The 18000-nt window shown below is 57.0% G+C and carries 16 protein-coding genes and 1 pseudogene; 8 read left to right on the top strand and 9 right to left on the bottom strand.

Annotation, left to right across the window (positions count from 1 at the left end; translation table 11 throughout):
• Positions 1-4 precede the first annotated feature (4 nt).
• Together QE432_RS07485 and QE432_RS07480 are read right to left on the bottom strand one after the other, a co-directional pair.
• The gene (locus tag QE432_RS07485; RefSeq protein ID WP_025595728.1) at positions 5-1132 is read right to left on the bottom strand and encodes an LLM class flavin-dependent oxidoreductase; all 1128 of its coding nucleotides are present in this window, start codon (positions 1130-1132) and stop codon (positions 5-7) included.
• Positions 1129-1995, bottom strand: coding sequence for an ABC transporter substrate-binding protein (locus QE432_RS07480; protein WP_065661640.1), 867 nt, complete (start codon positions 1993-1995; stop codon positions 1129-1131). The genes QE432_RS07485 and QE432_RS07480 overlap by 4 nt, the downstream gene beginning before the upstream one ends.
• Positions 1996-2207: 212 nt before the next feature.
• On the opposite strand from QE432_RS07480, the gene QE432_RS07475 reads away from it, so the two are divergent.
• Complete coding sequence (locus QE432_RS07475; protein ID WP_065687737.1) at positions 2208-2573, top strand: ArsR/SmtB family transcription factor; 366 nt, start codon at positions 2208-2210, stop codon at positions 2571-2573.
• Between the two features lies 1 nt (position 2574).
• Positions 2575-3204: a glutathione S-transferase family protein gene (locus QE432_RS07470; RefSeq protein WP_065687738.1), complete on the top strand. Its 630-nt coding sequence runs from the start codon at positions 2575-2577 to the stop codon at positions 3202-3204.
• Between the two features lie 6 nt (positions 3205-3210).
• On the opposite strand, the gene QE432_RS07465 is transcribed toward QE432_RS07470, so the two are convergent.
• Positions 3211-5046 carry an ABC transporter ATP-binding protein gene (locus QE432_RS07465; RefSeq protein WP_013761530.1) on the bottom strand — a complete coding sequence of 612 codons (1836 nt, stop codon included), beginning with the start codon at positions 5044-5046 and terminating at the stop codon, positions 3211-3213.
• Positions 5047-5094: 48 nt separating this feature from the next.
• Positions 5095-6291 (bottom strand): aminotransferase class V-fold PLP-dependent enzyme, encoded by a 1197-nt coding sequence (locus QE432_RS07460; protein ID WP_013761531.1) that lies wholly within the window; start codon positions 6289-6291, stop codon positions 5095-5097.
• A gap of 89 nt (positions 6292-6380) precedes the next feature.
• On the opposite strand from QE432_RS07460, the pseudogene QE432_RS07455 reads away from it, so the two are divergent.
• Positions 6381-7218, top strand: a pseudogene (locus QE432_RS07455) (IclR family transcriptional regulator).
• A 6-nt stretch (positions 7219-7224) separates the two neighbouring features.
• Here QE432_RS07455 and QE432_RS07450 read toward each other — a convergent pair.
• From QE432_RS07450 to QE432_RS07430, 5 genes are all read right to left on the bottom strand, one after another.
• A complete protein-coding gene (locus tag QE432_RS07450) occupies positions 7225-7719 on the bottom strand; it encodes a RidA family protein (protein ID WP_013761533.1) in 495 nt (164 codons plus the stop codon).
• Positions 7720-7801: 82 nt separating this feature from the next.
• Positions 7802-9025 carry an amidohydrolase/deacetylase family metallohydrolase gene (locus QE432_RS07445; RefSeq protein WP_065659510.1) on the bottom strand — a complete coding sequence of 408 codons (1224 nt, stop codon included), beginning with the start codon at positions 9023-9025 and terminating at the stop codon, positions 7802-7804.
• Position 9026: 1 nt separating this feature from the next.
• Positions 9027-9902: an ABC transporter permease gene (locus tag QE432_RS07440; protein ID WP_019564634.1), complete on the bottom strand. Its 876-nt coding sequence runs from the start codon at positions 9900-9902 to the stop codon at positions 9027-9029.
• Positions 9902-10843, bottom strand: a complete 942-nt coding sequence (locus tag QE432_RS07435; protein WP_065659511.1) for an ABC transporter permease — start codon at positions 10841-10843, stop codon at positions 9902-9904. Before QE432_RS07435 ends, QE432_RS07440 begins: the two co-directional genes overlap by 1 nt.
• A gap of 236 nt (positions 10844-11079) precedes the next feature.
• Complete coding sequence (locus QE432_RS07430; RefSeq protein ID WP_026330678.1) at positions 11080-12606, bottom strand: ABC transporter substrate-binding protein; 1527 nt, start codon at positions 12604-12606, stop codon at positions 11080-11082.
• 136 nt (positions 12607-12742) lie between these two features.
• Here QE432_RS07430 and QE432_RS07425 point away from each other — a divergent pair, with 136 nt between their 5' ends.
• The 5 genes from QE432_RS07425 to QE432_RS07405 all read left to right on the top strand — a co-directional run bounded on the left by QE432_RS07425 (position 12743) and on the right by QE432_RS07405 (position 17851).
• Positions 12743-12943 carry a hypothetical protein gene (locus QE432_RS07425; protein ID WP_065687739.1) on the top strand — a complete coding sequence of 67 codons (201 nt, stop codon included), beginning with the start codon at positions 12743-12745 and terminating at the stop codon, positions 12941-12943.
• Positions 12944-13121: 178 nt separating this feature from the next.
• Positions 13122-14246 (top strand): glycosyltransferase family 4 protein, encoded by a 1125-nt coding sequence (locus QE432_RS07420; RefSeq protein WP_003510798.1) that lies wholly within the window; start codon positions 13122-13124, stop codon positions 14244-14246.
• 281 nt (positions 14247-14527) lie between these two features.
• The gene (locus QE432_RS07415; RefSeq protein ID WP_013761537.1) at positions 14528-15046 is read left to right on the top strand and encodes a helix-turn-helix domain-containing protein; all 519 of its coding nucleotides are present in this window, start codon (positions 14528-14530) and stop codon (positions 15044-15046) included.
• 158 nt (positions 15047-15204) lie between these two features.
• Positions 15205-16242 (top strand): acyltransferase family protein, encoded by a 1038-nt coding sequence (locus QE432_RS07410; RefSeq protein WP_081308478.1) that lies wholly within the window; start codon positions 15205-15207, stop codon positions 16240-16242.
• Between the two features lie 412 nt (positions 16243-16654).
• The gene (locus tag QE432_RS07405; protein ID WP_013761539.1) at positions 16655-17851 is read left to right on the top strand and encodes a polysaccharide biosynthesis/export family protein; all 1197 of its coding nucleotides are present in this window, start codon (positions 16655-16657) and stop codon (positions 17849-17851) included.
• Positions 17852-18000 lie beyond the last annotated feature (149 nt).

Raw genomic sequence — 18000 nt, 5'->3', positions numbered from 1 at the left:
ATGTTTACGATGCCTTTGCGGAGAGGTCGCGGTCGAACAAAGTCGACCAGGTGAATTGTTTGGCTGACGAGACCTCCCGCGATACATCAAGACGCGGAAGAACCTTTTCCCCAAAACGGAAGGCCTCTTCCAGCAATGGCATGCCGGACAGAATAAAGGTATTCACGCCCGCCTTTTTATAGGCCTCCAGCGTGCGGATCACCGTATCGGGCGAGCCGACAATTGCGGTGCCCGGTCCCGGCCGGACAAGACCGATGCCGGCCCAGAGATTGGGGGCAATTTCGAGATCACGCAGGTTCTCAGGCTTCTGTCCACCATGCATCGCCGTCATGCGCTGCTGGCCGACGGAATCGGTCTTGCCGACGAAACGCTGGTTGGCTGCAATGGCACGCTCGTCCATGCGCCCGTAAAGATCGGCGGCGGCGGCCCATGCCTCTTCATCCGTATCGCGGACAATCACATACAGACGAATGCCGTATTCAAGCTCACGGCCGAGTTTCTCCGCCCGCGCCTTGACGAGATCGACCTTCGCGCCGATCTGATCGGGCGTTTCACCCCAGGAAAGATAGGTCTCGACATGTTTGGCGGCAACCTCGATCGCCTTGTCCGAAGAGCCGCCGAACCATAGCGGTGGTGGCTCTATGCCTTGCCCCACCGGCAGTGCCAACTTTGCGCCTTCGGTCTGGAAATGGCGGCCCTTGAAATCGACCGTCTCACCGGCAAAAAGACGATGCCAGATCTGCAGATATTCATCCGCCATATCGTAGCGTTCGTCATGCGGCATGGTCATGCCATATGCACCGAGCATCTTGGCATCGCCCGAGACGACGTTGATCAGCAGGCGTCCGCGCGAAAATTCCTGAAGCGTCGCCGCCATCTTGGCGAGCAGCGTTGGCGCGACAAGACCCGGATGAATCGCGACCAGAAACTTCAGCCGCTCGGTATAGGAAAGCAGCGCGCCAGCCAGAACCCAGACATCATGCGCGCCGGTGGCAAACAGGGCGCCTGTGTAACCAAGCTGATCATAAGCAAGTGCAAGCTGCTTGTAATAACCGAGATCAACCTTGCGGGATCCTTCCGGTTGCCAGGGATAGGCGCCATCGGGCGCGCACATGTACCAGAAAACGTTCATCTGTCGCCTCCCGCGCTGGCTGATTGTGGGGCCGGTCTCTGCCCGGTCAGAACCGGTAGAGAGAAATGGCCGTGCCTGTAAAGCGTATCGGCCTCCTCCTGCTGTTCGGCAAGGATATTTTCGGCGGCGGGCACCACCGAAAGATCGCGTGAGCGCAGCACCTTTGCCCAGGACTGCGCATCGCCTTCGCTGCCCGGCTCGGCGGCAAGAAGGGCCGCGGCTCTGTCTATATCCGCCATGACGGCGCGGCCAACGCGGTCCAGTTCGGCGGCAATCGCATCGCGTTGTTCCAGCGCCACAGTGTGACGCGCGAGCGTCCAGAACAGCGAACGGTTGGGAATGGTGGAGCCGCAACGGACCAGAAGACTGATCCCGTCATGGGTCAGAGCTTTTTCGAGCCGTGGCGACATCGTCACCCAGGCATCGACGCGGCCTTCCACGAGATCGCGCAGGCTATCGCTGTCACCGCTCTCGATGCGTATTACATCCGCAAGACCAAGCCCCACCCCTTCCAGGCTACGCGCAAGAAGATAGGTATGAAAAGACCCGTCAATCAGCGATATGCGTTTTCCCGAAAGGTCGGCCGCAGAGCGGATGGGGCTGTCGCGCCGCACGAGGATCGCGCCGTTTGCGGGGCGTGGTGCCGAGGCGGCGATATAAGCTGCGGAAAGCCCCCTCGCATCCGCCTCGATTGGCGGCGTCGAGCCCGTGCCGCCGAAATGAATTTCGCCTTTTTCCAAAAGCGCCGCGGTATCGCGCCCCTCGCGGTAGGGCACGAATTCCGGATCGAATTCATCAAACGCGCCGGGCCAGAGCCGGGCGAGCCGCAAATGCAGATTGTTGGGATGAACCCCGATTTTCATGTCGACACCTCATTTCTCAATCAATCTACTTTTTTATAGAATGTTTTCGAGGAACGTTTTGGCGATCCTCTGCGGGAAAGCGAAAGAGAAATCTACAAATCCTGTAGATTTTAAAAAATTTCCTGACGCGGTCAAACTCGGCCTAATCAAACCATTGAAATTTATCGCAATACAATTTACTTTTTTATAGTTTGAAAAATGGACCTGTAGTCGTGACGAAACCGGTTTCCAATCTCATCTGCCGCAGCGTGGTGGAGGCGAGCGAGCTTTTAAAGCTTGTCGCCAACGCCAATCGCCTGGCCATCGTCTGTTATCTCATGAAAACGGAGGCTTCCGTTTCCGCACTGGAATATGAACTCGGCATTCAGCAACCGACACTTTCACAGCAGCTTGCCGAATTGCGCGATGCCGGTGTGATAGAGGGCTCGCGGGAAGGCAAACAGGTGATTTATCGCGTCACCGACCCGCGCATCATCCAGCTCGTTGCGACATTGCGCGGTCTTTATACTGATCTTTCTGATGTGACCGGCAAGAAAGGCAGGCGAGCTTTGCCACTAGATGAGGCGATGTTCGATTAGCATGATCGACCTCTACACCTGGATCACCCCGAACGGCCTGAAAATCTCGATTGCGCTGGAGGAACTCGGCCTGCCCTATATCAGCCACGCCATCGACATTGAAAAAGGCGAACAATTCTCAACCGACTATACCCACGTCAATCCCGGCTCGAAAATACCGGCAATCATCGACCGCGATAACGGCACAGTTCTAGCGGAATCGAACGCGATCCTGATCTATCTCGCCGAAAAGGCCGGGCGTCTTCTGCCTGCCTCCCCTGCTGCGCGGCTGGCAGTCACCGAATGGCTGATGTGGCAAGCCGCCAATTTTGGCCCGACACTCGGTTATGCCCATTATTTCCTGACCTACAATACCGGACAGGCACCCTTTGCCGAGGCGCGTTTCGCCTCGGATACGGAGCGCCTCTACCGCACACTGAACCAGCGCCTGACGGGCCGGGAATTCATCGCCGGTGATTTTTCCATAGCCGATATCGCCATCTGGCCTTGGGTCTCGCGTTTCGCGCGCCATAAAATTGACCTCGACGATTTTCCGGCGGTACAGCAATGGTATCGCCAGCTCGGACAGCGCGAAACCTTCCGGCGCGGTTACCGCGTGCCTTTCGCGACATCCGATGTACCGGGTCTTTAACCCGCTTTAGCAGGCGACAAGGTGACCGGGCGAGACCTCACGGTACTCACGCGGTTTCACCACGTAATCGATCGCGCGGATCGGGCTTTTCAGCTCGTCATTCGCGGCATTTCGCCGGGTGTTTCTACGGTCCGGGTCCGGCACCGGCACGGCGGCCATCAGCTTGCGGGTGTAATCATGCTGCGGATTGTCAAACACCGCCGCACGTGGGCCGATTTCAACGATTTCGCCGAGATACATTACCGCTACCCGGTGGCTGACTCGCTCCACCACCGCCATGTCATGGCTGATGAACAGGAAGGCGAGATCGAGGCTTTGCTGCAGATCCAGCATCAGGTTGATGACCTGCGCCTTGATCGAAACATCAAGCGCCGAAACGCTCTCATCGGCGACAATCACCTTCGGCTGGAGCGCAAGCGCGCGGGCGATACAGATACGCTGACGCTGGCCGCCGGAAAATTCATGAGGGTAGCGCGCCGCCATATCGGGCGAAAGGCCGACCTTCGCCAGCATATCGGCCACAACATCCTTCGCCTCGCGGGCGTTTCCCATGCGGTGCTCCAGAAACGGTTCGGCAATCGCCGCACCCACCGTCATGCGCGGGTTGAGCGAGGCATAGGGGTCCTGAAAGATCATCTGCACCGTTTTGCGCATCTCGCGCATGCCTGATTTGTCGAGGGCGAGAATATTCTCGCCATTGACCATCACTGAGCCGGCATCCGGCTCGATCAGCCGCATGATGGCGCGCCCGGTGGTCGATTTGCCGCAACCGCTTTCGCCGACCAACGACAATGTCTCGCCGGCTCTGAGATCAAAGGACACATTCTCCACCGCATGCACGCGGCCGCTGAGCCGTCCCAAAAGGCCGGAGTGAATATCGAAGCGCTTGGTCAGCCCTTCTACCTTGAGCACCGGCTGGGCACTCGAATCGACGGTATCGCCCGGCCGCGCCGGCTGCTGCGTTTCGCCTGTGGTGGTGTTGACGATGGGAAACCTGAGCGGTCTTTCCTCACCCGTCATGGAACCCAGAACCGGAACGGCGGACAAAAGCGCGCGGGTATAGGGATGCTTGCCGCGATGAAAGATATCAGCGGTCGCGCCAACTTCCACCTGCTCGCCGCGATACATGACAACGGTACGATCGGCGATCTCAGCCACCACGCCCATGTCATGGGTGATGAACAGAACCGACGTGCCTTCCTCCTCCTGAAGCGTCTTGATGAGGTCAAGGATCTGGCCCTGAATGGTCACGTCGAGTGCGGTCGTCGGCTCATCGGCGATCAGCAGCTTCGGCCGGGATGCAAGCGCCATGGCGATCATCACGCGCTGGCGCATGCCGCCGGAAAAGCGATGCGGATATTCATCGAAACGCGATGCGGCTGAAGGAATACGGACCTTTTCGAGCAGCCGAACCGTCTCCGCCCTCGCGTCGGTTTTCGACATCGGCTGGTGGCATAACAAGGCCTCGGAAATCTGGTCGCCGATGGTGAACAGCGGATTGAGGCTGGTCATCGGCTCCTGAAAGATCATGGCGACCTCGTTTCCCCTCACCTGCCGCATGGCATCTTCGGAGAGGGACAGCAGGTTGCGCCCTCCAAGCAGGATTTCACCCTCCACCCTGCTGCTTTCACGATCCAGCAGCCGCATGATGGAGAGGGAGGTAACGCTTTTACCCGAACCGCTTTCACCGACGATCGCGACCGTTTCACCCGGCCCGACATCAAAGGAAATATCACGGACCACGGGTTTCCAGCCGCCATCCACGTGAAAGGACGTGGTGAGATTGCGGACGGAAAGCACGGCATCTTCGGCACCAACGGGTGCGGCCTGCGGCATGGTCATGATCGTTCCCTTCTTGTCGTTAGGTTTTGGCGGCGCAAGCGGTCAAGCCTAGTCCGGCCAGCGCAGCATGCCGTCGAAGCGGTGTCGGCTCCGGTCTTCGAAAGGTGTTGCAATCACCTCGTTGGAGGCACGCGCCTTGTCCAGTTCCTCGGCCAGACGAGACGCCACGATGGTTTCCTGTCCGGGATGCAGATTGCATGGGTCGAGATAGAAATAGCGATGCTCTACCTCGTGGTCGCGGGTGATGATGGGAGGATTGCCCCTGGCCAACGCTGTCGTCAGGTCCCAGGCAGTGATATGCGCTTCTTCGGCATCGATGATGACGCGCAGCCTGTCGAGCGGGTTATTGGTCGGATCCGGCTCGATGAGCGCGGTCACGCCCGGGCGGCCATCCAGCGTTTCCTTCCAGAGATTGAGATATCCGGTCTCGCGCTCACGGATGCCGGCATGGTCGCGCTTTTCCCAGGCTTCCAGTGCCGCCATAACGCCATAGATGCTTTCCTTGCCGACCTTCATGCCGCGGCCAATGCCCATATTTTGCAGGAAGGCGTTGCGCACCAGTTCCTTACTTCCGGCCACGATGCCGGAGGTGGGGCCACCGAGGAACTTGTGGCCGGAATAGAGGACAATATCTGCGCCGGTGGCCAGAAACAGCTCCAGATCATATTCGGACGCCGCATCCACGATAACCGGAACACCCTTGGCATGGGCGATCTCTACGAATTCGGAAAGATGCAGCAGGCCGTAACTCACGACATGGTGCGAGATGACATAGACCGCCGCCGCCGTCTTTTCGGTGATGGCGTTTTCCATGTGGAAGCGATGGGTCGATGTGGCCTGCCCGACCAGCACCACCTTGCCGCCGCCAAGCCGGATCGCCTGATCCACCGGCGCGCCGTAGCTCACCACATGCCCCATCTGCACCAGCACTTCGTTCTTTTCCGGTGCGATATCAGGCAGCTTTTCAATGGCCAGGAGATTGTTGCCGGTGATGGCGCCGGCAACAGCAAGGCTGATGCCGGAAGAGCAGGAAGCAGTGACGAAACCAGCCTCGCCGCCCGTCAGTCTCGCGATGATCGCGCTTGCCTTGCGCTGCAGATCGTTGATCTCTACGAATTGCGGCAGGATCGCCGCCATGGCCTCAACCGCCTCTGGAACGACGATGGAAGCACCGAGCGACGTCATGGTGCCCGAGACGTTGATGACCGGGCGAAGGCCGATCCTGCTTCTGATATCCTCGGTCATGTCTTTCTCCTGTCTTTGCGATGCGATAGGCATCGACATATATGCCATAATAATGTAATAGCTTCTCAAAATTCATGAGGAGCCCGAAATTGGACGCCCATAAACTGGACGAATTGTCTTCACACGCCTTGTCCGCGACCGAGGAAAACCCGGACGCGAAGGTGTCCAAGCGCTCGCGTGTCAGCGGCATTGATCGCGCTCTTCAGGTGATTGATTACCTTTACGAAACCGGATCGCCAGCTGGCGCTTACGCCATTGCCAAGGCGATCAAGGCGCCACTTTCCACCGTCTATGTGATCGTTGACGATCTGGTCGAAAAGAACATGCTGGCGCGCAACGCCGAAGGTAACATATGGCTCGGCGCACGGCTTTATCACTACGGCCTTGCCTATGCCCGCTCGCTGGATTTCATGGGTGTCGCAACCCACGAAATGCATGATCTGTGCCGCCATGCGGGTGAGACGGTGCAGCTTTGCGGTCGCGACGGTGACCATATGCTGGTGCTCGCCATGGCGGATGGCCCCAGCCATTTCCAGGTTGCCTCGCGCGTCGGCACCCGTGTTCCATTGAACTGGACGGCATCCGGCCGCCTGCTCGTTGGCCATCTGCCGGAAGAGGAGCGCGTCGAGCTTTTCAAACGCTGCGCCCGCACATCGCCCACCGGCCGTGCGGAAATCACACCCGGAAGCGCTTTCTCAATCGGCAGGCACGGCGTTCCGTGACCGGCTGTCGATACAGGTTGCGGAATCCGACTACGCTGTTGCCTGCATCGCCTCGCCGATCTGCGACACCAATGGAGAATGCGTGGCGACGATCTCCATCGTGCTGCCGGAACAGAAGGTGCTGGCGGACGAAAACCACTATACCGAACAGGTCAGGGTTTCGGCCGAAAGGATCGAGAAGCTGATGGGCTGGCGCAACCATTGAACGGCCTCAATCCCTAAGGGCGATGATGGCTTCTATCTCGACGGTGATGTTGCCCGGCAGCGAACCGAACCCCACGGCGGAGCGGGCGTGCTGCCCCGCATCGCCGAACACATCGATGAAGAGATCCGAACAACCGTTGATGACGGTTGGATGATCGCGGAAATCGCTGACGGCATTGACCATGCCCAGCAGTTTGACCACCTTCTTCACCCGCGACAGATCCCCAAGCGCCTCATGCATGACGGCAAGAAGATTGATGCCGGTTAAACGCGCATGCTGGTACGCCTCGTCCAGCCCGATCTCGGCTCCGACCTTGCCGGCGTACAGGTGTCCGTTCTCCTCCCTCGGGCCTTGCCCCGAAAGATAGAGCATGTTGCCTTCCACCACATGCGTGACGAAATTGGCGATCGGCGGCGGTGGCGGCGGCAGCGAGATGCCGAGCGCGGCAAGCCGGTCGTAGGGCGAATGACGCCCATCTGCCTCAAGCGAAGACTGTTTCACGCGAATTCCTCATAATACCGGGACGGGTATCCCTATTCTTTGCGGAAGACGGAGAGCATCCCTCCCCGCCGCTCCAGTCGGTTCAGCGCCAGGAATAGCCATGGCTGTGGCGCACGAGCTTGCGCGCTCTTGGGACATAACGGCTGGCGGCAATGGCCTCCGCACCGATCACCGCATAGCGCGGCTCGAACAGCCGCTTGAGACGCGAAACATCGCCATTGGAATCGGTCGCCTCCAGATCGGAATCGACAAGATCGAAAACCGTGAAATCCGCACGCTGGCCAACATCGAGGCGGTTTTCCATGTCGAGGCGGATGATGGAGGCCGGATTGCGGGTGACGGCATCGACGACATTTTCGAAGGGCATATCGACCGAAAGCAGCTTCGACATGGTCGTCGCTAGATCCCAGACGGGGAAATTCATCGAATGGCCATGCAAATCCGTGGAGATCGAGAAGGGCAAAAGGCCGCGCGCGATCGCCGCTTCCGCCACCTTGAAGGAGAAGGATGCACCGCCGTGGCCGATATCCAGCCGGATGCCTTCCCCGGCGCAGCGCTCCGCAAGGTTGAACAGGTCCTCGTCTTCCATGATGCTGGAGCCGGACTTGCCGTTGAAGCAATGGGTCACGACATCGCCGGGACCGAGAATTTCCAGCACCTCATCGTAGAGCGCAGGCGGTTCACCCACATGCACCATCATCGGCACTTTCAGGATCTTGGCGATCTTCTTGCCGAGTTTGACCGGCGTAACACCCCAGGAACCCGTAATGACATGGCTCGCCCGCACCTTGAGGCCAACGATATGCTCGCTGTTCTCGGCATAACATTCAAGGATGCGGTCGAGGTCGATATCCTTGATATCGCGAAGTTCCGGCACCCGGTTGCAGGCGACAAGCCCGATGGAGCCGAGATTGAGGAAGGCCTTGATGCGTTCCTTCGATGGTTCGATGATATATTCGCGAAAACCGTGGAAATTTGCTTCCCCCGCCGAACCGGCATCCACCAGCGTCGTCACGCCGCGCTCGGCCCCGCATTCTGACGGGCGGATGGAGATATCGGTGCCGCCATGCCAGATATGCACGTGCAGATCCACCCAGCCGGGCGAGACGAATGCGCCCTTTGCGTCGATGCGCTGCGCATCAGTCGGCGCCTGAAGGGCAGGCCCAACCGCCGCGACCTTGCCATCGCCGCCGATCAGGATATCGGTCTGGGCCTGTGGCGCCCCCTTTTCGAAGCCGACGGGTTTCACATTGGAGAGAAGAATGGGAGCTTGAAAAGGCGTTTTTGCCTGTTCACCGGACGTCATATTACAAATCCCTTCGCAGTCTTGGGTCGAGCATGTCCCGCAGTCCGTCGCCAACCATTTGCAGCGAGAGCACGGAAAGAATGATGGCAAAGCCGGGGAAATAGGTCATCCAGTCCGCCTGGCCGATATATTGGCGGCCTGCGGAGATCATGGTTCCCCAGGTCGGAATTTCGGGGCTGACACCCAGCCCCAGAAATGAAAGGCCGGCCTCGGCCAGCATGGCGCTGGCGAAAAGGAAGGTGCACTGCACGAGGATCGGCGAGATCAGATTGCGCAGCACATGCCGCGTCATGATGTGGAAGGTGGAGATGCCAAGCGCCTTGGCCGCCTCCACATAGGGCAATTCCCGGATCACCAGCGTCGAGGCGCGCACGATGCGGGCAAGGCGCGGCGAATAAACGACGGCAAGCGCAATGATTACCGTCGTCAGCGACGGCCCGAGTGCGGCCACTAGCGCGATGGCCAGCAGAATATCCGGAAACGCCATCATGGCATCGATCAGTCGCGCGATCGGCGTATCCAGTTTCTGGAAGAAACCGGCAAGCAGGCCGAGCGTGATGCCGATCAACGCCGACAGCGCCACCACGGCGGCCCCGACCAGAAGCGACAGCCTTCCCGCAAAGATGGTACGGGAAAAAACGTCACGGCCGAACTCGTCGGTGCCGAACCAGTAGAGTTCGCTCGGCGGTTTCAGACGGTTGACGATCGACAGTTTCGACGGCGAATAAGGCGCGATCATCGGCGCGAAAACGGCGAGCAGCACGAAGACGAGCAGCACGATCAGACCTGCTGCGACCGTCTTGCGCTTCAACAGACGCCGAATGAACAGGATGGTCGGGTTGCGCGCCGGCTGGGCGGTGGAGGTGATATCGGCCATCAGTAACGAACCCTCGGATCGACCAGCAGATACAGCATGTCGATGGCAAAATTGATGAGCACGTAAAGCCCGGCGATGACGAGAAGCGCGCCCTGAATGACCGGATAATCGCGCCTCAAGACGGCTGACACGACGAGATTGCCGACGCCCGGCAGGCCAAACACGGTTTCCGTAACGACCGCGCCGGAAATCAGCACGGCGGCGGTGAGACCAAGCACGGTGAGGATGGGGATGAGTGCGTTCTTCAGCGCGTGTTTCATCACCACCCGGGGTTCCTTGACGCCCTTGGCTCTGGCGGTACGGACATAGTCGTCGCCGAGAACATCCAGCATCGAGGCGCGGGTAAAGCGCAGAATGAGGGCGGAAGAAACGAGGCCGAGTGCGATGGCTGGCAAGGTCAGGTGATACATGCGCTCGAGGAAGCTTGCGCCCGGACCGCCATATCCCGACACCGGGAACATATCGAGCCGGACAGCGAAGAACTGCATGAGGATCAGGCCAAGCCAGAAGCTCGGAATGCTCGCCGCCAGCATCGCAATGGTTGTCGCTGCCTGATCCACGAAGGAACCGCGCCGGTAAGCGGCATAGATGCCGATGGGAAGCGCGATGGCACTGGCGATCAACAGCGAAAAGATCGTCAGGAAGAAGGTCGGTTCCGCCCGATCCAGAAGCGCCGATCCAACCGGCATGTTGAGGAAGATCGACTGGCCGAGATCACCGCGCAGCAATTGCCCGATATAGTAGACATATTGCACGCCGAGCGACTGATCTAGGCCAAGTCTGGTGCGCAACTCAGCGATGTCCTGTGCCGAGGCGTCCGGCCCGAGCATCACCGCCGCCGGATCGCCGGGCGTGACGCGCAGGATGATGAAAACGATGGTGACGACGAGAAACATCACCACGATCATTCCGGCAAGTCTCTGGAAAATATACCGTATCACGTATGAATGCTCCGAAGCGCGTGATGGGCCGCTCTCAGGCGACGGTTGAACAGAGTTGTCGACGAGTGCCGGTAAACCCGGCGCTCATGGCTGGAAGACTCCCGCCTCCGTCATGCCGGATCTGATCCGGCATCCAGCCACCGCGCGTCTGCGTGGTGAAGGCGTCCTCTTGCGGTCAAAGACTTGATCGCGCTGGACCCCGGATTCAGTCCGGGGTCACGGAGTGCGGAGCGGTCTTACTTCGTAACCGAAGCATTCCAGAAATAGGGCCAGGGAGCCGGATCGACGCCATCAAGCTTGTTGGACTTCGCCGCCACGGCGTTGAAGTCGCCGATCTTGATGAGCGGCAGCTCGTCATAGATCGTCTTCTGCACCTTGGCCCAGAGAGCAACGCGCTTCTCCGGATCAGCCTCCGAGGTGAAAGCGTCCACCGCCGCCTTGCGCGTCGGCGTGTCCCACCAGCCCGGCGAACCTGTGGAAAGCGCGCCAATCAGCGCCGGCTCCGGCAGGAAGGGGCTGTGGCTGATGTAGATATCCCAGAGCTTCGGGTCGGCACGACGCTGCGTCAGCGTCGCCCAGTCCACCACCTGCATATCCACCTTGAAACCGGCAAGCTTCAGATACTCCGCTGCCACCTGCGCCATTTTGTAGTGGAACTCATACTGACGGCTGGTGAGGATGCGCAACGGCTCGCCATTATATCCGGCGGCCTTCAGCTTTTCGGCTGCGGCCTCCGGGTTGCCGACATTATAATTGCCTTCGACGCCCTCTTCCGAATGCCAGGAGAAATTGGACGGATAGTAGGCGCCATCAAGCGCATAGAAATCCGTGCTGCCGAACGCCGCCGCCAGCATGTCCTCCATGTTCAACGCTTCGGTCACCGCCTTGCGGACCTCCAGCTTGGAAGACAAACCTTCCTTGGTATTGAATACAAAGACCGGATAACCGAAGGGCTTCAGCATCAACGGCTGCGAGGCCGAGGAGGACTTCACCTTGGCGAAGGATTCCACCGGAATGGAATCGACGTAGTCATACTGGCCGGAAACAGCGGCCTCTACACGGGTATTCGGATCGGGAACCGGAACGAAACGGATTTCATCGAGATACTGATGGCGCGCACCGCCATATCCGTCACTTTCACCGTCACGAGACTTGTAGCCGTCGAAACGGACGAGCTGGATATATTGGTCCGCCTTGCGTTCCTTCAACATATAAGGGCCGGTGCCGACAAATTCTGTCATCGGCTCAGCCTGCTTTTCAGCGGGCAGAATGATGGCTGCGGAGTTGTTGAAAGCAAGCAGCGAGGTCAGCGGCGCATAGGGCTGCTTGAGGGTGATTGTCACCGTCTCGGCATCAGGCGCGGAGATATTGTCGATGAAACCGGCGACCTGTTTTCCGCGTGATGCGATCTTCATCCAGCGGCCAAGCGAGGCGACGACATCTTCCGAGGTCATATCGCTGCCGTCATGGAACTTGATGCCCTTCCGCAGCTTGATCGTGTAGGTTTTGCCGTCCGCACTGATGTCAGGCAGGCTTTCCGCCAGAAGCGGCGTCACCTTCCACCCCTTGTCGAAGGTGTAGAGCGTTTCAAAAATATGTTGCGTGACAATGCCGACGAGATCGGCCGTCGAGGCCATGGGATCGAGTGTCGGCGGCTCGCCGATCGTGGCGACATTGATGACACCGCCCTTTTCCGCAGCCATCATCACGCCCGGCGCTAGCATCAAAGCGGCAGTGGCGAGAAATGCAAGTTTACGTCTCATTGTTAAGCTCCCAGCTCTTGGTTCCGACCTTATGAGTTCCATTATTATGTTATATCAATCTTTATAACAGAATAACTCGATAAGACGCCTTGTCAATGACAATGCGGAGCGAGGAAGGGTTTCCAAGACAGGCGAAATGGAAGACGGGCCTTCGCAAGAGGCGGAAACGGAACATCAGTCGATGGAAAACAGGCTATTTCGCCCGAACCACGGCGCGCGGCAAACACCGCTGCTGCCAGCCGAAACTGCGGAAACTACGGCTGGCTTTCAACTGGAAAACGAAGAGGAGGAATTAAGAGGCTTTGATATTTCGCATTTGCGAACAAAGTGCTATTGAGGATCAGACCAAGACCAGATTACGACAGACATAATCTCGCATTCTTATTAATCGTTACGTTATTCGCCTTCCCAGCCGTGTTTTTAAGGGCTGCAGACAGACCAGATATTCTAAACCGCCGAGCTTTATTCCAAGGCGGGTTATAAATTTTTATTACGTTGAAATTATTGAGGAAATCATGAAGACGGCAATCGTGCATGACTGGCTCACCGACAGAGGTGGGGCCGAAAAAGTGCTTCACAACCTTCTTGAGATCTATCCTGACGCGGATCTCTATTGCCTTGTCGATTTCATGAGCGATCGAGACCGGGGCTTTCTCGGTGGCAGGCCCGTCAACACCTCCTTCATCCAGAAACTGCCTTTCGCTCGTAAAAAATATCGCTCCTATCTGCCGCTGATGCCGCTGGCCGTCGAACAATTTGATCTCAGCGGCTACGATCTGGTGATTTCCTCAAGCTACGCCGTCGCCAAGGGCGTCATCACCGGACCCGGCCAGTTTCACGTCTCCTATATTCACAGCCCCATCCGTTACGCGTGGGATCTCCAGCACCAGTACCTGAAAGAATCGAAGCTTAGTCGCGGTTTCGCCTCGTGGATCGCCCGTGCCGTTCTTCACTATATTCGCATGTGGGACATCCGCACCGCCAATGGCGTCGATCTCATGACGGTCAATTCCAAATTCATTCGCAGCCGGGTTCGCAAATGCTACGGACGCGACTCTACGGTTATTTATCCGCCCGTGGATACTTCCCATCTCTCCCCTTCCGACCTGAAAGGCGATTATTTCGTCACGGCTTCGCGGCTGGTGCCTTACAAGAAGGTCCACCTCATCGTAGAAGCCTTTGCAAAAATGCCCGACAGACGACTGGTCGTCATCGGCGACGGCCCGGACATGAAACGCATCAAGGAAATCGCCACTCCCAATGTCGAGATCCTCGGTTTCGTCGGCAATGACGAGCTTCACAAATACATGGCGGAAGCCAAGGCATTCGTATTTGCCGCCGAAGACGATTTCGGCATCGTCCCGGTTGAATCGCAAGCGCTGGGAACACCCGTCATCGCCTATGGAAAAGGCGGTGTACTAGAGACCGTTGTTCCTCTCGGCGCCTCCAATCAGCCGACCGGTCTTTATTTCCGCGAGCAAACGCCTGAAGCCATCTGCGCTGCGGTGCAGGAGTTTGTCGATAACTCCGACAGTTTCGACAAGAACGCCTGTGTCGACAACGCCGCCCGCTTTTCAAGTGAACGCTTCCTGCGAGAATTTGCCGATACCGTGAATTTCGCGCTGGCTGAACGAGCCTGACATGCAATTTTCAAGGTCGAATATATCCATATTGGATATACTCTGTTGACGTCGACAGAGACACCCATAGGTAAAGCAAGTGGCGTCACCGGCCTTCTCTTATCCAGCGCAGGCTCGCCGTCGCCTTGTCCGCAATGCAGTCGCCGTGCATAATGATTCCTCGTTGTGAGCGAGGCGGCCCTGACCGGCCTACCTCATGAGTGATTTGGTCTTTGTACAAACAGAGGAATATCACAAATTGGTATCTAGTAAATACCAAATCGTGATATTTATGCGGAATTATGAGCAGGAAACGCGTCGAGCCAAAGACGCCGTTGGGAAAACGGCTGACCGAGGTCCGCGAAGCACTAAAATTCGACGAGCGTGAGCCATTTGCTGAGGCACTAGGCCTGACAGTTGCAATGCTTGGTTACTATGAACGGGGCGACCGTATTCCCGACGCTGGCGTTTTGGCTCTCTATCGTGAGCGGTTCGGCATCAATATAAGTTGGCTCGTGGCCGGTATGGGCGACATGTTTGACACGGCGCCAGCGGCACCTACGCTTGCCTACGACGTTGCCCTGCTGCAAAAAATCAGCGACCGGGTCGAGACGATCTTCGCGGAGTGTCGCCAAAAGTCGCCTACACGGTCTACAATAACGGAGGCCGCGCTTATTTATAACGAACTGGCCAAAACCATATCGGACATTCGCGACGTCCAGATGGTAGAAGCAATTTTACCCGTACTTCTGCTACGCTTCAGGGAGCGTATAACAACACCAGGATCGGGACTCGGCAAATACGAATCTTCAAGTTTTTAATATTAAGCATATTTATACAGCTGCCACAATAGGCAGATTTTTAATCTCATTCAATACTTCCGATACACGATTAGTATTTCATAATAAATTTTGTATCCACATCAACTAAATATTTCACTGAATTATAAATAATTTTAAAATTTACATTAGGTGTTTTCATGAAAGATAAGGCGTTGCGTGATCACAGCTATGATATAGCCAAGGGTCTCGGCATAATTATGGTTGTCTTTGGTCACACGGAAAGAGGTTTGAGTATTTCCGGTATGCCGACGCACTTCAGCCTTATGGGCTTTATTGACTATACGATTTACACCTTCCATATGCCGTTTTTTTTCTTCGTGTCTGGACTTTTTTTCTCCGAAAAAAATGTCGACCCGACAGATTTTCTTACCAAACTCGGAAAGAATATCGCTTACCCTTATCTGTTCTGGTCAATTCTGCATGGCAGTCTGATGGTGGCTATGGGGCGTTTTGGTCTCACTAACACGACCATAGATTTCACCCGTGTCCTCGAAATCCTGTGGAACCCGATCAGCCCCTTCTGGTTTCTCTACGCATTGTTTTTCTGCCAACTTGCATCATATATTTTCGTTCAGGTGCCTCCGATTGTCCGCATGGCATTTGCGCTTGCCCTCTTCACGCTTTTTTATCTGCACAGCCAGTCTGTTCCGTTGGATATCGCATATGGGCTCGTCTATTTCACACTTGGCACTGTTGCCAAGCAATATGGTTTTTGGCAGAGGCGATACACGGTACACTCATTTCTCGCGCTTCTCGTCGCCTTTGCGATTTCCACCTATTTCTCGTGGCAAACCGAAATTCCCGAACGGCTTCCTTTCCCATCCGCAATTCTCGGCATATTCCTGATTATCGCAATTTCGCAGGCGCTTGTTATTCGCGAAAGCGCGATTTCGTCGATGCTCAAGACACTCGGCCAGTTATCCGTCGGCGTGTATGTCATGCACATCATCGCTATAGGCTTTGGCCGAGCTGTCGCGGTGAAGCTTTTCCACGTCACGGATATGGCGAGCTTGCTAGCGATCACGACCGTTATCGGCGTTGCCATACCGGCCATCGTACAGATGGCCGCTATCCGCTTAGGGATCCAAGAGTGGCTGGCGCTACCGGCCTCCGCCCACCGCAAGCGTGAAACCAGCGCCGCAGGCCAGCCGGGGAGACTGAGGATCGGCCGCTGATGCGGGGAAAAGATACTTTAAAACAACCAATTATCGTGTTTTTAAGTCAAACATGAAAGAAACTGGGCAAGCGTGACAAAACTGCACTAGCGCTATGCGGTAATCGCAGTGATTATGCCGTCCGATTGAATATAGAAGAACGATGATACTGACGCCATTCGGGTTCGTGAAGATTGTGAATGTTACGGATTTTCCGGCGCAATCGAGCGACGACTTAACTTGAAGCATCGCCTTAAGTTAGGCAATAAGCCTGATGCCAGCGTAGACATTTCGTGACACGATTCTGCTGAACGGATGTAATGCCCGGTTGAGATTTGATTTACCGGTGTCAAATATGAAGTGCCGATTTTTATAAAACTATACGATGTCCGGTTTGTTTCTTTTTTCGGACGAAATTTATTTTGAGGACCAAATGCGTTTATTGAATGTTTCGATTCTGCTTGCCTCCGCAGCACTTGCGGGGTGCACCGTGACCGCGGCATCAGGCCCCGATGCGGCAACAATCGAATCCAACGCTTCAGTGAAATTCAGTTCCAAGGACAAAAAGAAAACTGCGGGCGTTGACTACGCTCTCATCGATATCAACAGTTCCGTCCTGAACTATGTCGGCGATACCACCACCGCTACCCTGCTCGGCAGTTTCGGCGGCGGCAAGGGTGGTGTTCCGGCGTTGCCGATGGGCGTTGGTGACGTGGTGCAGGTCGCAATCTTCGAAAGCCAGGCGGGCGGACTTTTCATTCCAAACGATGCGGGCAGCCGTCCCGGCAACTTCATCAGCCTGCCGAACCAGACGGTAGACCGGGAAGGCAATATCAGCGTTCCCTATGCCGGCAAGATCCGCGCAACAGGCCGCAATGTCGAGGATGTGCAGAGCGAGATCGAGGAGCGTCTGGCCAACCGGGCCATCGAACCGCAGGTCCTCATCACCAAGATTTCCAGCCGCTCCGCACAGGCATCGGTGCTTGGCGACGTCAAGGAGCCGACGAAGGTCCAGCTTTCAGAAGCGGGTGACCGCGTTCTCGACGTCATCTCCTATGCAAAAGGCCTCAGCGCCCCAAATATCGAATCCTATGTCACGCTGATCCGTCGCGGCAAGACCGCGCGCGTCAACTACAATCACCTTGTCAGCACGCCTTCCGAGAACATCTATGTGGTTCCGGGCGACACGGTCATGGTGGAGCGTGAACGCCGCACCTATCTCGCTTTCGGCGCCTCCGGCCTCAATGGTCGTTTCGAATTTGAGGACGCCGCGCTGAAGCTCTCGGATGCACTGGGCAAGGCGGGCGGATTGCTTGACTCCCGCGCAGACCCTGCGCAGGTCTATGTCTATCGTACCGTCAAACGCGATCTTCTCGTGAAGCTTGGCATCGACATGTCGAAGTTCCCGGGACAGGAAGTTCCGGTCATCTTCCGCGCCAACCTGCGCGATCCTTCAACTTTCTTTGCCACCACGAAATTCCCGATGCAGGATCGCGATATCATCTACGTCACCAACTCGCAGGCAACCGAACTTTACAAGTTCCTGGACCTCGTCGGCTCCGTTCCCGCAACGGCCGGCAACGTCTCCGAGGATGTGCTTGCGACGCGCAACGCCATCCGGGCGTTCTGACCCTCGGCAACTCGCCGCTCCTGTTCAAAGCCGCCCCGGAAACGAGGCGGCTTTTTATTTTGGTCACGATTGGGGTCAAGTTCCGTGCATCGAGCCCGGCGACGGGCACATGCCCAAAACCGCCACAACCCTTGTTTCGCAAGGCAACA

The sequence above is a fragment of the Agrobacterium sp. SORGH_AS_0745 genome (assembly GCF_030818995.1).
Taxonomy (GTDB): Bacteria; Pseudomonadota; Alphaproteobacteria; order Rhizobiales; family Rhizobiaceae; genus Agrobacterium; species Agrobacterium tumefaciens.
This window is presented reverse-complemented; position numbering and strand designations above follow the sequence as displayed.